Origin of the sequence: Aeromonas sp. 603079 (assembly GCF_049172135.1) — a bacterium.
GTDB lineage: Bacteria > Pseudomonadota > Gammaproteobacteria > Enterobacterales > Aeromonadaceae > Aeromonas > Aeromonas veronii.
This window is the reverse complement of sequence record NZ_JAAKPX010000018.1, coordinates 87,512-101,390: the sequence shown is the minus strand read 5'-3', so window position 1 is coordinate 101,390 and position 13,879 is coordinate 87,512. Positions and strand designations below refer to the sequence as shown.

At 58.9% G+C, this 13,879-nt stretch carries 12 protein-coding genes; 1 reads left to right on the top strand and 11 read right to left on the bottom strand.

From position 1 onward, the window contains the following. Positions 1 to 201 precede the first annotated feature (201 nt). A complete protein-coding gene (locus G5287_RS14620; protein ID WP_088869706.1) occupies positions 202 to 1,251 on the top strand; it encodes a porin in 1,050 nt (349 codons plus the stop codon). 567 nt (positions 1,252 to 1,818) lie between these two features. Here G5287_RS14620 and tyrA read toward each other — a convergent pair. From tyrA to G5287_RS14565, 11 genes are all read right to left on the bottom strand, one after another. Continuing rightward, positions 1,819 to 2,946 carry a bifunctional chorismate mutase/prephenate dehydrogenase gene (tyrA, locus tag G5287_RS14615; protein ID WP_005334049.1) on the bottom strand — a complete coding sequence of 376 codons (1,128 nt, stop codon included), beginning with the start codon at positions 2,944 to 2,946 and terminating at the stop codon, positions 1,819 to 1,821. 132 nt (positions 2,947 to 3,078) lie between these two features. Then, complete coding sequence (locus G5287_RS14610; protein ID WP_021231016.1) at positions 3,079 to 4,152, bottom strand: 3-deoxy-7-phosphoheptulonate synthase; 1,074 nt, start codon at positions 4,150 to 4,152, stop codon at positions 3,079 to 3,081. 409 nt (positions 4,153 to 4,561) lie between these two features. Continuing rightward, entirely contained in the window at positions 4,562 to 5,863 is a 1,302-nt protein-coding gene (glgC, locus tag G5287_RS14605; protein ID WP_005334047.1) for a glucose-1-phosphate adenylyltransferase, read from the bottom strand. 290 nt (positions 5,864 to 6,153) lie between these two features. Beyond that, positions 6,154 to 7,071: a protein translocase subunit SecF gene (secF, locus tag G5287_RS14600; protein ID WP_005334046.1), complete on the bottom strand. Its 918-nt coding sequence runs from the start codon at positions 7,069 to 7,071 to the stop codon at positions 6,154 to 6,156. A gap of 150 nt (positions 7,072 to 7,221) precedes the next feature. Next, the gene (secD, locus tag G5287_RS14595; RefSeq protein ID WP_421231499.1) at positions 7,222 to 9,024 is read right to left on the bottom strand and encodes a protein translocase subunit SecD; all 1,803 of its coding nucleotides are present in this window, start codon (positions 9,022 to 9,024) and stop codon (positions 7,222 to 7,224) included. A gap of 158 nt (positions 9,025 to 9,182) precedes the next feature. After that, the gene (locus tag G5287_RS14590; RefSeq protein ID WP_227340814.1) at positions 9,183 to 9,617 is read right to left on the bottom strand and encodes a hypothetical protein; all 435 of its coding nucleotides are present in this window, start codon (positions 9,615 to 9,617) and stop codon (positions 9,183 to 9,185) included. 96 nt (positions 9,618 to 9,713) lie between these two features. After that, a complete protein-coding gene (locus G5287_RS14585; RefSeq protein ID WP_227340813.1) occupies positions 9,714 to 10,571 on the bottom strand; it encodes a DUF6279 family lipoprotein in 858 nt (285 codons plus the stop codon). 3 nt (positions 10,572 to 10,574) lie between these two features. Continuing rightward, positions 10,575 to 11,399, bottom strand: coding sequence for a phosphotransferase (locus G5287_RS14580; protein WP_227340812.1), 825 nt, complete (start codon positions 11,397 to 11,399; stop codon positions 10,575 to 10,577). A 10-nt stretch (positions 11,400 to 11,409) separates the two neighbouring features. Continuing rightward, positions 11,410 to 12,006 carry a penicillin-binding protein activator LpoB gene (gene lpoB, locus G5287_RS14575; RefSeq protein ID WP_227340811.1) on the bottom strand — a complete coding sequence of 199 codons (597 nt, stop codon included), beginning with the start codon at positions 12,004 to 12,006 and terminating at the stop codon, positions 11,410 to 11,412. After that, positions 12,006 to 12,401: a YcfL family protein gene (locus G5287_RS14570; RefSeq protein WP_421231498.1), complete on the bottom strand. Its 396-nt coding sequence runs from the start codon at positions 12,399 to 12,401 to the stop codon at positions 12,006 to 12,008. Before G5287_RS14570 ends, lpoB begins: the two co-directional genes overlap by 1 nt. A gap of 83 nt (positions 12,402 to 12,484) precedes the next feature. Continuing rightward, positions 12,485 to 13,879, bottom strand: coding sequence for a COG3014 family protein (locus tag G5287_RS14565; protein ID WP_421231497.1), 1,395 nt, complete (start codon positions 13,877 to 13,879; stop codon positions 12,485 to 12,487).

Genomic DNA, 13,879 nt, shown 5'->3' with positions numbered 1-13,879 from the left:
TTTTCCTTTTACCTTGCCGTCAGGTGAGACTTGGCTCACATTTTTGCCTCCATGACTATGGTTTCCGTAAAAAGTTCCAAGTTTTTTCATTGCGGTTCAAAAAATCCGGTGCTAGTCTCGGCGGCATAGTGATGCAAAGAACATCGCTAACACAGGGAATAACAACAACTTAGTGTTTAATTACAGTAGGCATTGGAAACTATGAAAAAGACAATTCTGGCTATTGCCATTCCGGCTCTGTTTGCATCCGCCGCTAACGCCGCGGTGATCTATGACAAAGACGGTACCACTTTCGACGTATACGGCCGTGTACAGGCTAACTACTACGGTGAGCACGATGATACCGATGGCGAGCTGATTGGTTCTTCCCGTCTGGGCTGGTCCGGTAAAGTTGCTCTGAACAACACCTGGTCCGGTATCGCCAAGACCGAGTGGCAAGTTGCTGCTGAAAACTCCGACAAGGGCAGTGACGGTAAGTCTAGCAAGTTCGATGCTCGTCATATCTATGCAGGCTTTGACGGCACCCAGTACGGTAAAATCATCTTCGGTCAGACCGACACTGCTTTCTACGACGTACTCGAGCCGACCGATATTTTCAACGAGTGGGGCGATGCGGGTAACTTCTATGACGGTCGTCAGGAAGGCCAGGTTATCTACTCCAACACCTTCGGTGGTTTCAAAGGTAAAGTTTCCTACCAAACCAATGACGACGTAGCGGTCAAGATCACTGACGTTGGTCAGAAGGTCAAAGAAGATGCCATCTTTGGTTCCGACGTTAAGCGTAAGAAAGCTTATGCCGTTGCCGCCGGTTACGATTTTGACTTCGGCCTGGGCTTCAACGCCGGTTATGCCTACTCCGACCTGCAAAACAAAGTTAACGGTCAGACTGGTAAGAAAGACGAGTGGGCTATTGGCGCGCACTACGCTATCAATGGCTTCTATTTTGCCGGTGTTTACACTGAAGGCGAAGTGAAGAACAAGAGCCTGGGTCTGAAAGATGACGGCCGTGGTTACGAGCTGGCTGCTTCTTACAACGTAGATGCTTGGACCTTCCTGGCTGGTTACAACTTCAAAGAAGGCAAGGCCAACGCTCAAGCTGCCGGTTCTACTTACAAGGATCTGGTTGACGAGACCCTGCTGGGTGTTCAGTACGCTTTCACTCCGAAGCTGAAAGCTTACACCGAGTACAAGATCCAGGGTATCGAGAAGCATGACGACGAGTGGACTGTTGCTCTGCAGTACAACTTCTAAGAAGTTGAACAAGAGTAATATCCAGGCTTGAGTCTTTGACCAGGCTACAAATGGCCGAGATAATTTCTCGGCCATTTTCTTTTTTGGCGACAGCGGATTGGCGCCATGATAAATCGCCGGATTGCTGTGTTAAGTGATCTTTGGCAAACCATTTGTCTCGGTTAATCTCTCCTGCTTCCTGCTTCCTGCTTCCTGCTTCCTGCTTCCTGCTTCCTGCTTCCTGCTTCCTGCTTCCTGCTTCCTGCTTCCTGTTTATCTCTTTGATGGGGAGTACACCGTTCTCCTTTGCGTCGTACAGCCTTGCTCGCAGCAGTTTGGTTTGACCGTTAGAGTCTGGCAGCCCTTGCAAGGGGCGGTGCTATTTGCGCGGATTGCGTGGATATTGAGGGGGCATACTTGCTGGATGTGAGGCAGCGCCAGGGGAGGGTATTGAGGCCAGTCAGCTGTGGGGGCTCGACGTAGGGCCGAGCGTGACTGACGTCAGTGTTTAAATCGGTAACAAATAAAATGGGAAGATGCCCAGGCATCTTCCCATTCTGGCGATATGAGGTAGCTGCTTTTGCAGGATCAGCCGTGTTGGCGGCGGTCGTTGGCCTGGGCCAGTAGCATGCGGCTTTCACGCAGGAACTGGTCGGCATGCTCGCCGAAGAAACCGGAGACTTGCGAGAAGGCATCGATGAAACCGTCTCTGTCCCCTCGTTCCAGCAGCCCCAGCGCTTCGCCGAAGTTTTGGTAGTAGCGACGGATCATCGCCAGATTCTGCGGTGACGACAAAATGATGTCGGCATAGAGGTGGGGATCCTGAGCGAACAGCCGCCCCACCATGGCGAGCTCCAGCCGGTAGATGGGGGAGCTCAAACTCAGCAGGCGATCCAGATTGGCCTGCTCCCGGGAGAGGTGCCAGCCATAGGCAAAGGTGGCGAAGTGACGCAGTGCCTGAATGAGGGTCATCGCCTCATCGTGGGCCTTGGCTTCTACCTGTTGCAAGCGGGCGCCCCAGATGGTCATCTGATCCAGCAGCCATTGGCTGGCGGCGGGGTCACGACCCTGGCAGCAGACGATCACCTGCTTGGCGAGACTCGCCACATCCGGCCCGAACATGGGGTGCAGTCCCAGTACCGGCCCTTGGTGCACCGCCAGCATATGTTCGAGCGGCGCCGCTTTCACGCTGGTGACATCGACCAGCAGGCAGTGGGCGGGCAGGTTGCCGAGGCGGTCGATGATCTGGCAGGTGATATCGATGGGCACCGCCACCATCACCAGACCGGCTCCGGCGAGGATTTCGTCAGCGCGCGGCCAGTCGGCTTGTTCCAGCGTCTCGACCCGATAGCCTGAGAGGCTGAACATATGGCCGAACAAGCGGCCAAGCTGGCCCTGACCGCCGATGATGACCACCTTGCCAAGATCCGGCTTTATGCATTTGAAGCCGGTATCTTTCTCGCTGGCATAAGATTCACGCATCACCCGGCGCAGCACGTCTTCGATGAGATCGCCGGGCACCCCCAACTGCTCAGCCTCGGCGCGGCGGCGGGCCAGCATGCTCGCTTCCCGATCCGGTGCATAGATGGGCAGGCCGTGGCGGCTCTTTACCTCACCCACTTCTCCCACCAGGGCCAGACGGGCGGCCAGCAGATCGATCAGCTGCTTGTCCACCGCATCTATCTTGTCCCTGAGTACATTCAACTCTTCAGCCATATCCAGTCCCTGCTGGCGCCGCGAGCGGCGCCCTGAAAATCAAGATGCAACAAGGTATCACGGCATGAGCGGCCAGATGCCACCTGCGGTGATACCCAGATTGTTCAATAGGTTACGACAAGATACCACGGCTTACCGTGCAGTTCTGCCCTTGAGGGGGTCAGCCAGCTGGTTGTGGCAGCGGGCGAGCAGGGTAGCGGTGGTGTCCCAGTCGATGCAGGCATCTGTGATGGAGACCCCGTAGCGCATCTGCTCCTTGGGCTGCTCGCTGGACTGGTTTCCCTCGAACAGGTTGGATTCGAGCATCACCCCGATGATGGAGCGGTTGCCCTCCTGGATCTGGTGGATGACGTTGTCGGCCACCTTGGGCTGCAAACGGTGATCCTTGCTGGAGTTGCCGTGGCTGCAATCCACCACAAGGCTCGGCAGCAGGCCCGCTTTCTCCAGCGCCTCTTCCGCCAGCGACACGTTGACCGAGTCATAGTTGGGATGTTTGCCGCCGCGCAGGATCACGTGGCCATCCGGGTTGCCCTGGGTCTGCAGCAGCGCAACCTGGCCCTGCTGGTTGATCCCCATAAAGGCGTGAGGGGAGGAGGCCGCCTGCAGCGCATTGATGGCAGTCCCCAGGTTGCCGTCGGTGCCGTTCTTGAAGCCGACCGGCATGGAGAGGCCGGACGCCATCTCCCTGTGGGTCTGGGATTCGGTGGTGCGGGCGCCGATGGCTGACCAGGAGAAGAGCTCCGCCAGGTATTGCGGGCTGATGGGGTCGAGCGCTTCGGTGGCCAGCGGCAACTCCAGCTCCGCCAGCCAGCAGAGCAGCTCGCGGGCACGGTGCAGCCCCAGCTCCACATCGAAGGTGCCATCCAGATTGGGGTCGTTGATAAAGCCTTTCCAGCCGACCGTGGTGCGCGGTTTCTCAAAGTAGACCCGCATGACAATGTAGAGAGAGTCCTGGTAGGCATCATGCAGCGCTTTGAGTCTGGTTGCGTACTCTTTGGCGGCGTCCATATCGTGGATGGAGCAGGGACCACAGATCACCAACAGCCGGTGATCGCGGCGGTGAATGATGTCGGCGATGGTATTGCGGGCCCCTTGCACGAATGCCAGCGCCTTGTCGGAGATGGGTAACTTCTCCTTGAGCTGGGCAGGCGTGATCATCACTTGTTCGGACTGGATATGGATGTTGTTCAGGGGGTCTCTTTGCATGATTTCATTCTCTCTACTGTATTAAGCCAAAAGCGATTGTACCCATATATTTACACTGGTACCTGCTTTGTTACGCAACCGCCCTCACCTTACCAAGGAAAAACAAACAATCAAGTGAAACTAGTGGGTTTACCACTAAAAAGTCAGATAAAGGAGCTGCTATATAGCGCGAACAGGAATAATACAGAGGGTTTTTCGGAGGGTTAATGGTTTTTGTGTAATTTAATGTTTACGATTTGAGGGCGTGAAGGCTGCGTTGCACAGCTGTTAACCCACAGTAAATGGTATCTCTGGGAGACTGCAACGCGATGGCAGTGATGGTGTGAGGTGGCTATCTGGTCAGCCATAGAAAGAGGGAGCCATAATGGCTCCCTTTGCGGTAGGAAGGGGGATCCCGTCTGGCTGCGGATCAGCGCTTTTGTTTTCCCTGCAGCTCTTTGTTCAGGCGAGTGAGCATCCCCTGGGTGACCAGCACTATGCCCTGCTCGGAGCGGTGGAAGCGACGTGCATCTTCATCGGCGTTTTCACCTATCACTGTGCCTTCCGGCAGTTTGCACCCCTTGTCGATCACCACCCGGCGCAGTCGGCAACCGGCACCAATCTCCACACCCGGGAAGATAACGGCCTGATCCAGAGTGCAGAAGGAGTCGACCCGCACATTGGTAAAGAGCACCGAACTCAGGATGAAAGAGCCACTGACGATGGTGCCCCCGGCAAACATGGAGTTGATGGTCATGCCGTGCTGGCCGTTTCGGTCCTGCACGAACTTGGCGGGAGGAGTCATGTTCTGACTGGTCCAGATGGGCCAGTCCTGATCGTAGATATCCAGCTCAGGCGTGACGGAAGCGAGATCCATATTGGCCTCCCAGAAGGAGTCCACGGTGCCCACATCGCGCCAGTAGGGGCGGCGATCCGGACAGCAGCCGACACAGGACATGCCAAACGGGTGAGCGAATGCGGTGCCCTCTTTCACCACGCGGGGGATCACGTCCATGCCGAAATCGTGATGGGACTGCTCGTTGGCAATGTCCTCTTCCAGCAACTGATAGAGATACTCGGCATCGAAGATATAGACGCCCATTGAGGCCAGCGCGGTGTCGGCCTTGCCCGGCATGGCGGGCGGGTTAGCAGGCTTTTCGACGAAGGCATTGATCTTGCGATCATCATCCACCGCCATTACCCCGAAGGCGCTTGCTTCACTGCGTGGCACCTCGATGCAGGCAACGGTCACCTTGGCGCCCATATTGACGTGGTCGAGCAGCATGGCGGCGTAATCCATCTTGTAGATGTGATCGCCTGCCAGCACCACCACATATTTGGGGGCGTGATCGCGGATGATATCCAGATTCTGGTAGACCGCATCGGCGGTACCCCGATACCAGTTCACCTCATCCACCCGCTGCTGGGCAGGGAGCAGATCGATAAACTCGTTCATCTGGTAGCGCAGGAAAGACCAGCCCGATTGGAGATGGCGCAACAGGCTGTGGGATTTGTACTGGGTCACGACACCGACCCGACGGATGCCGGAGTTGATGCAGTTGGAGAGCACGAAATCGATGATGCGGAATTTGCCGCCGAAATGAACGGCAGGTTTTGCACGGTTGTCGGTTAACTGTTTGAGGCGACTACCCCGCCCTCCTGCGAGTACCAAAGCCATGGTCTCGTTCAGCAACTGTCTGGATTTTGCTGTATTGGCAGGTTGTAACAACATCTCATATCCCTTTGTAGATAAATCACTACAATGTTGCCTCCTTTGAGCCCTCAAGAAAGTGCTTTCAGTCACATTTTATGGTTTCCGACGTAATAAAATGACCTTTTTGTTATTAAAAATGACGGGTTGATCCGTCATTGCTTTCAATATGGTCAGTTGTCAATTGAGGCGAGCCGAGCAACAAAAGGGGCGGTGAGAGACCGAGAGGAGGAATGGGAAAAAGCCCCTGCCAATGGTTGGCAGGAGCCCGGTTTGTTGAGGCCCGGTGAGCCGGGCCTGGTTAACAAGGTTCAGGCTGCGTTGGCCAGTGGCTCCTCGCTCTTCTTCTGGTAGGCCTGCGGGGTGAGGCCCAGCAGCTCCTGTACGGTCGAGGCGACGGTGATGGAGGAGACGGTGCCCACCAGGATCCCGGCAAACAGGGTGAAGGAGAAGCCGTAGAGGGCGTCACCGCCAAACAGCAACAGAGCGCCCACGGTAAACAGGGTGGTGCCCGAAGTGATCATGGTGCGACTGAAGGTCGCCTTGATGGCCACATCGGAGCACTCGTGGATCCCCATCTGGGTACGCGAGCTCAGCAGATCCCGCAACCTGTCCGAGATGACGATGCTGTCGTTGAGGGAGTAGCCGATCACCGCCATCAAACCGGCGATGATGTTCAGATCGAATTCGATCTGAAAGAGTGACAGCAGCCCCAGCGCTACGATGGCGTCATGGACCACCGAGAGCAGGATGCCGATGGCCTGACGCCACTCGAAGCGAAACGCCAGATAGGCCGACATCGCCAGCGAAGCCACCAACACCGCTAGCATCCCCTGCTGGAACAGCTCGGCACCCACCTGAGGACCGACGATGGTGGTGCGCAGCAACTCGACCGGCATCCCCAACTGCTGGGTCAGCATGGTGGCGAGATCCGCCGCGGGCCAGGGCAGTTCGTGGGGGGGCAGCTTGATCAGCCACTCGCCGGGAATTCCGGCCGAGCTCAGCTCAACGGCTCCCGCCAGCGGGGAAACCAGCATGGCATTGAGCTCATGGGCCTCTTTCAGGGTCTGGATATGAAACTCCAGCAGGATCCCGCCGGTAAAATCGAGCCCCAGTGTCAGGCCGTTCACCAGCAAGATGGCGACGCTGGCCACGGTCAGCAGGATGGAAGCCCACAGGCCGATATAACGCCAACGGGTCAGCCCCATGGCAACGATCATTCTCAACATAATTCTCTCCTTGGCCAGCCAGCATCAGGCTGTTGGCCCATCACGACGTGTCGCGACACGCCGGGAAATAGTGTTCTGCTTTGGCCGCTCCGGCCATATCCATGGCCGATGGCGCAACCAAAGCCGCTCATCAGAGGGATTGCTGTCCCGTTACACCTTCAGCGTGCGCTCGTTGCTGCGTCCCCACAGGGGATTGATGATGGCGCGCGTTCCCCAGATCCCAGTGATCATGCTGGAGAGCAGACCCAGAATGAGGGTGATGGAGAAGCCCTGCAGCGGCCCGGAGCCGATGGAGTAGAGCACCACGGCGCAGATGAGGGTGGTGATGTTGGCATCGAAAATGGTGTGGAAGGCCGAGCGATAGCCAAAGTCGATGGCATTGGCCAATGAGCCCCCTTCTCGCAGACGGTCCCTGATCCGCTCGAAGATCAGCACATGGGTATCCACCGCCATGCCCACCGTCAGCACCAGACCGGCGATCCCCGGCAGGGTCAGCACGGCGCCCGGCAGCACTGCCAGCATGCCGACCTGCATCAACAGGTTGGCGACCAGCGCCGTGATGGCAACCCAGCCGAATTTGCGGTACCAGGCCATCATGAACAGCATCATGCCTGCCATGCCGAAGGCCAGCGCGGTGAAGCCTGCCTCGATATTCTGCATCCCCAGCGTCGGGCCAATGGAGCGCTCCTCCAGGATCTTGAGCGGGGCGGTGAGGGCGCCGGCACGCAGCAGCATGGCCAGCTCTTGCGCTTCCGGCAGACTGCCAATGCCGGTGATACGGAACTGGTTGCCAAGGGCGGTCTGGATGGTGGCGACGTTGATCACCTCGCTCTGGGCGCGCAGTTTGCCCAGGGCGTTGGTTTTGTACTCGGTGAAGACGGTCGCCATCGGCTTGCCCACATGCTGGCGGCTGAACTGGTTCATCTTGCTGCCACCCAGGGTGTCGAGCACGATATTGACCTGGGGTTGACCCATCTCGCCCATATTGGCGCGGGCATCGACGATGTGCTCTCCGGTGAGTACCGGCTTGCGCGCCATGCCGACGGCCTGGCCGTTGCGATCGGCGATATAGAAGTGGCTGTCGGCTTTGGCCTCGTAGAAGGCCAGCGAGGCGGTGGCCCCGATCACCTCTTTCGCCTGCTTGGGGTTGTGCACCCCGGGCAGTTCGATACGGATGCCATCTTGGCCCTGACGCACCACCGAGGCCTCGACAATGCCGAGCTCGTTGATCCGTTTTTTCAGGATCGACAGGTTTTGGGTCACGGCGTTGTTGACCAGCAGGGTACGCTCAGCCTCGCTCAGCACCAGTTTCAGATCATTGCCGGAGCGGGTCAGCTTCCACTGATCCTGACGGGTACCGGCACTCTCCTTGATGATGGCGAGCCAGCTCTCCTGTTCGGCCACCTCCGGCAGGGTGACGGCTACGGCGCCCTGTGCCGTGCGCGTGGCGCTGGCGCCGCGCAGATTGGCTTCACGGAAACGGGTGCGCAGGGTATCCACCAGATTCTTGGTCTGATTGTCGATGACAAAGTCCACGTCCACCCCGATCAGCAGCTGGGAGCCGCCACGCAGGTCGAGTCCCAGCTTGATGGGATCGGCGCCGAGGCGGGTGATCCATGCCGGCGCGTTGGAGTGAAACTCCAGGGTCAGGGCGGCACTGTCGACCCCTTGCTGCTCCAGCAACTGCTTGGCTCGCTGCTGCTCGCCCTGGCTGTCAAAGACCAGCTCGACCCGCTCAGGTTGCTCGATCACCTTGACCGGTGTCAGGTGCTTGTCGCTCAGCAACATCTGTTGCTGGGTGGTCAGGCGCTGCTGTCCGTGCAGGCCAAGGGAGGGCTGCTCACCGAAAAAGGTGGGCAGGGAGTAAAAGGTAAAGGTCAACAGCATCAACAGCAGCAGTGCGTACTGCCACTTGCTCATGCGGTTGAGAACGGTGCGATTGCTCTTTCTCATGGCAAACAAGCCTCTGTCAGGAGAATGGTGTCCGGGCCGATAGCATCAAGGCTCGGCAAGGCGCAAAAAATGGGATGCATCAGATGCGGATCAGGCAGTTGCCGGATCCGTCAGGAAGAGGAGATGAGCAAACAGTGGATGTGTCAGCCCCTCCGGGGTCAGGCGTTCAGATAGCTCTGGGTGAAGCGGTATTGCAGATGTTGGCGCTGTAGATGGCGCCGATGGATCGCACCGAAGCGATCGCGAAAACTCTGTTTGTGATAGAGCTCGGGGGCCAGCATCAGCCAGCCGAGCAGTAACAGCAGGATGGCCTGGGCCGACCAGCTCTGGATCAGCTCGTAGACCACACTCTTGGGCTGGTTGTCACTGCGCAGGGATTGTTCGAGACGCAGCAGGTGATTCTGATGGCTGCCGACAAACTTGATGATGCCATCATCGCTGTCGCTAAGCTGATTGAACACCTGAGTCTGCTGCTGTTCACTCTGGGGAGATGCGGGTAGCAGCGGGCCTTCCATTCGGGCGATGGAACAAAGCAGGGTGAAGGCAATAACCAGAGTTACCAGCACCAGTTTTACTTTGTCGATAAGGCGCAAAAAGTTAATTCCCGATAAATAGAAAGGGCAAACTACCATAAGCGCCCGGTTTGAACAAGGTTGCCCCGGGAGCATGGCACCATTCGGTGCCGCTCGTCAGCTGCCGCTCATCTGCTTGAAGTCGCGGACATAACCCTTAAGCAGGGAGTAGAGATGGGCCCGCTGAGAGATATCCAGCGACTGGCTCATGGCGCTCAGCCAGTTGACGGTACGTTGGCGCGACTGCTCGGTATAGCCGGTAAAACGGCCATCCATCAGTCCATCCCCCTCGGCCAGCAGGTTGGTCAGCTCGCGGGTGAAGTCGGGACTCTGGCGCTGCTTCATCAGCCTGTCCAGCTCCTGGGTCCAGGACTCCTGAAACTCGAGCCAGGGGGGCATCAGCTCGTATTGCCATTCGGCCCACTGGGCCACCAGTGGCGCCTGTGCAGGTTTCACCTCGCCAATCCAGAACTCGAGCCGCTTGTTCATCTTGTCGCGAAACTCCGCCAGCATCTGCTCTTTGGGCTCAGTGGCAAAGTCCTTTTGCCGCTCCTGTTGCCGCTTGACCCGATCGGTCATAAAGCGGGCTACCTGCTCGTCGGTCAGGGTGCGCGCCAGCCTGACCGCGCGGGGGATAGTATTTTCCAGCGTGCGGGTCAGGCTCTGCTGCACCGCATCTAGGTTGGTCGAGATCTGCTCCGGCGTCATGGGGCTGGCCACTGCTTTGGCCAGCGCGTCGAGATCCCTGGCGTAGCGCGGTAGCTCGTGTTGGCGATGCCAGGCCATCAGCCCCTTCACTTCGCGGCTGAGCAGATCCTTCTGCGAATAGGAGAGGGCAAAGTAGTCATCCAGCTGCCAGATGATGGCGGTATCGAGCCAGTAGTAGATCACCCGGGTGGAGCAGCCGGTCAGCAGCAGGCCGATCAGCAGCAGACCCCAGGTTTTCGGCTTGTGCCAGCGCACCTTGTTTATCATCTGTTACTCCAGTCGTTGCCGGTTGATGGCGATCAGGGTGTCATAGTCGAGTGAGGGCTGTTGCTCTGCCATCAGCAGTGCCCAGAGCAGGCCGATATAGTCGACCCAGGGTAAAAATGCCTCGCTTCGAAAATCAGGCCACTGGTGGCGCGGCAGGGCCTGCAGATAGTGCGCTTCCAGCTCGTCGCGCCGCTCGGCGGGCCACTCATGGGTGCGCTGGATGCTGGCGAGCTCAAAGCCGGGGTGACCTGCCGCGCCATACTCCCAGTCGATGACCCAGGGTTTGCTTCCCAACAAGTTAGCCGGATTGAGATCATGGTGGCAAGGGCGCCAGCAATCATTTGGCTCACTGCTGGCGAGCAAGCTCCGCTCCAGGGCGGGCAGCCAGGAGGGAATGTGGGCCAGTCTGGCGCGATAGCCTGCGGCGTGAGCCCGCACCGCCATCACCACCGCAGGTAGCGGCAGGCGATGGAGCTTGCGCAGCACCTCTGCCAGCAGATGGGGCTGATCGGCTTCCGGTGGCGCCGCGTGTACCCAGTTTGGCTCATCGCACCATTCGAGCAACATCAGACCGCTGGCGGGATCGCCATAGTGGCAGGGCAGCGCCAACCCTTCGGCCATCGCCCCCTGATAAAGCTGCCACTCGGTGGAGCGGTCGATGCCAAGGCGCAGCGGATCGGGGTGCCCTTGACGCAAAAAGTAACAGCGCCCCGAGGGGAGGCGCAGTCGATAGTTGCAGTTGGTCAGGCCTAACCCGAGTGGTTCCAGCTGCCCCTCCCGCCAGGGGGCGGGCAGGCTGGCCAGTAGCGGATCACAGTTGCCTGTCACCGGGAGCCTGTTACCAGCCAAAGGTGGATTTCTTCGCCTGTTTGCGGATCTCTTTCTGATCGGCCCACAGCAGTTCGCCGTTTTGCAGATCCATCAGGTTCATGGTCATCTGGTAGTAGACATCTTTCACCTTGCCATTGTCCTTGACGATGCTGGCGAGGTTGCCATAGACCATGTAGCGGGCACCGGTCTGCTTGCCCAGACGCACCATGGAGGCAGGATCCACCATGCCGCTGCTCTGCTGGTATTCGAGCTGCTGCTTGACGGCGGCCACCTTGCTCATGTCGACGAAGCGGAACTTGCCGGCCCGCAGCAACTTGGTGCGGATGGTGTCAGTGATGGCTTCGGTATCGATGTGCTCGGAGGTCTTGTTACGGATGGAGTCCATAAACATCACCGGACGACCAGATGCGGTGATCTCGCGGGTGGCCGGGGAGGCGAGCATGGAGTCCGCCATCTTGTCGGCGATTGCCTGCAGATCGCTTGAGCCGTAATCGACGGTGACGGTTTCGGTTTCAGTGGGATCGCCATAGCTGACGGTAGTGCTGGAGCAGCCGCCCAAGAGCAATGCAGAGGTCAATATCAGCAGGGCATGATTCATTTTCATCAGTAGGATTCCTCAATCACTTCGCGTACGTAAATCCGGTAACCTTGCGCCGCCGGGCTGGGCGCCAGGGCAGAGAGGGTGCGGGTCTGATAGCCATGCAGCTTGATGGGGGTCCAGCCGCGGCCATCGCTGGCGACCTCCTGACCGGCCTCATCATACCAATAGAAGATATATTGCAGCTTGTTGTCGCCGCGCTGGGTGCTGGCGGCAGCCACATTGACCTGCAGCAGGCCGTTTTGCTGGCGGCGGCTGAGCTCAGTCAGAGTGACATTGACATTCTGGTGCTGCTCCAGCGTTGGTGCGCTGCCCGCCGGGCCATAGAGCGCCACGCCGGAGGTGTTGGTGGCGCAGCCGGTCAGCAGCGCGAGCCCGAGGGCCAACCCGTATGCTTTCATCTTGCTCTCCTTAATCGGGGTGAGTGGGGCCGCGTGTGTGCCTGCCCGGTTAATTGTCTTGCTCATCTCTCTTCGCCGTCTGCTCAGAGCGGCATCACCCGGGTGGTCAGACCGGCGCCGAGGCGCTGTACCCAGACCAGGGTGATGCGTCCCTTGTGGATGGTGAGCGGCAATTGCCGCTGGGCTGCCCCCGCGCCCAGGGTGAGATTGATGTCACCTGCCGGCACCATCCCCTGCCAGCTCGATGCCTGAGCTGGCAGCGTCAGCCAGCTGCGGGTATCGGCCCGCTCCGAGAGGGTGTTGAAGATCCCCACCAGAATATTGCCCACATCCCCTCCCTCTTTGGCGGCGGTGCGGCGCATCTGCTCCTTGGCCACCAGTCGCAGCGCCTGGCGGGTCAGCATACCGGGCAGCCGCTCTTGCAGATCTTTGGCGGCCAGCGCTTCCAGCCTGACCAGCTCGCTGGTCTGCTCGACCCGCTTGCCGACTTCCACCGTCAGCGGGCCGGTGTCGCTGGCCCGATTATCGTAATAGGGGATGGCGACGGTAAAGGTGCGAAAATCGCCGCGGGAGGTGGAAATGGGGAGCGGCAGGAACAGTTCTCGCCGTGCCGGGATCAAACCATCTTCAAACAGCACCACCAGTTGGCCTTGATCTTTTGCAAGCGGCGGCGCTTTGCGGCCTATCTTTTTCTCGGTCTCGCGGATCTCGTCCGGTGAGCCACGCAGCCGCGCCAGACGCAACAAGGCATCTTGCAGGCTGCGGTTGTCTGGCGCTATCTGGTAGCCGCGCTGATAGTCGACCCAGGCATCGTTGAGATCCCCGGCCGCCTCATAGAGCACGGCAGAAAAGTAGAAGGTGTAGGCGTTCTGAAAACCGTTCTTGACCTTGCCGATCAACCGGTCGAGATCCGGTGTGCCGCGCGACATCAGCTGGCGCATCTCGCCTTCTGCTTCGGCCTCTTCGCTCTCATCCTTCGCTTTGCGTACCTCATCGGCTCGCCGTTTCAGGGCCTGCTCCTGCACCTGATTGGCCCGGCGTACCTCCACCAAGGCGCCATCGGCATCTCCCCGTTGCAGGTAGTTGAGGGCCAGATAGTGGTGCAGCATGGTGCGTTCGTAATCGGGGGTGAGATAGGCCATCGACTGGTCGTTGGTAAGCAGGCTGCCCACCTGATCGAGCCCGTGACTGAGCCGGTATTCGGCCTGATTGTCTTCCCACTGAAGGCGGCGGTCGGCGGCGGTGAACGCCTGCTTGCTGTCCGCATCTTGCCCCGCCAGCCAGGCGATACGCCCCTGTTCAAGGCGATCGAGGACAAAGGTGTCATCGCCGAGGGTGGAGTCGCGCACTTCGGGCAGCGCCTCGGCGGCATGGCCCAGCAGCAGCTGGTTGCGCAAGGGCACCATCTGGTCGGAGTAGGAGACAAACATATCCTGCCAGTGGGAGGCGCAGCCTCCCAGCAGGAAACTGGCCAGCAT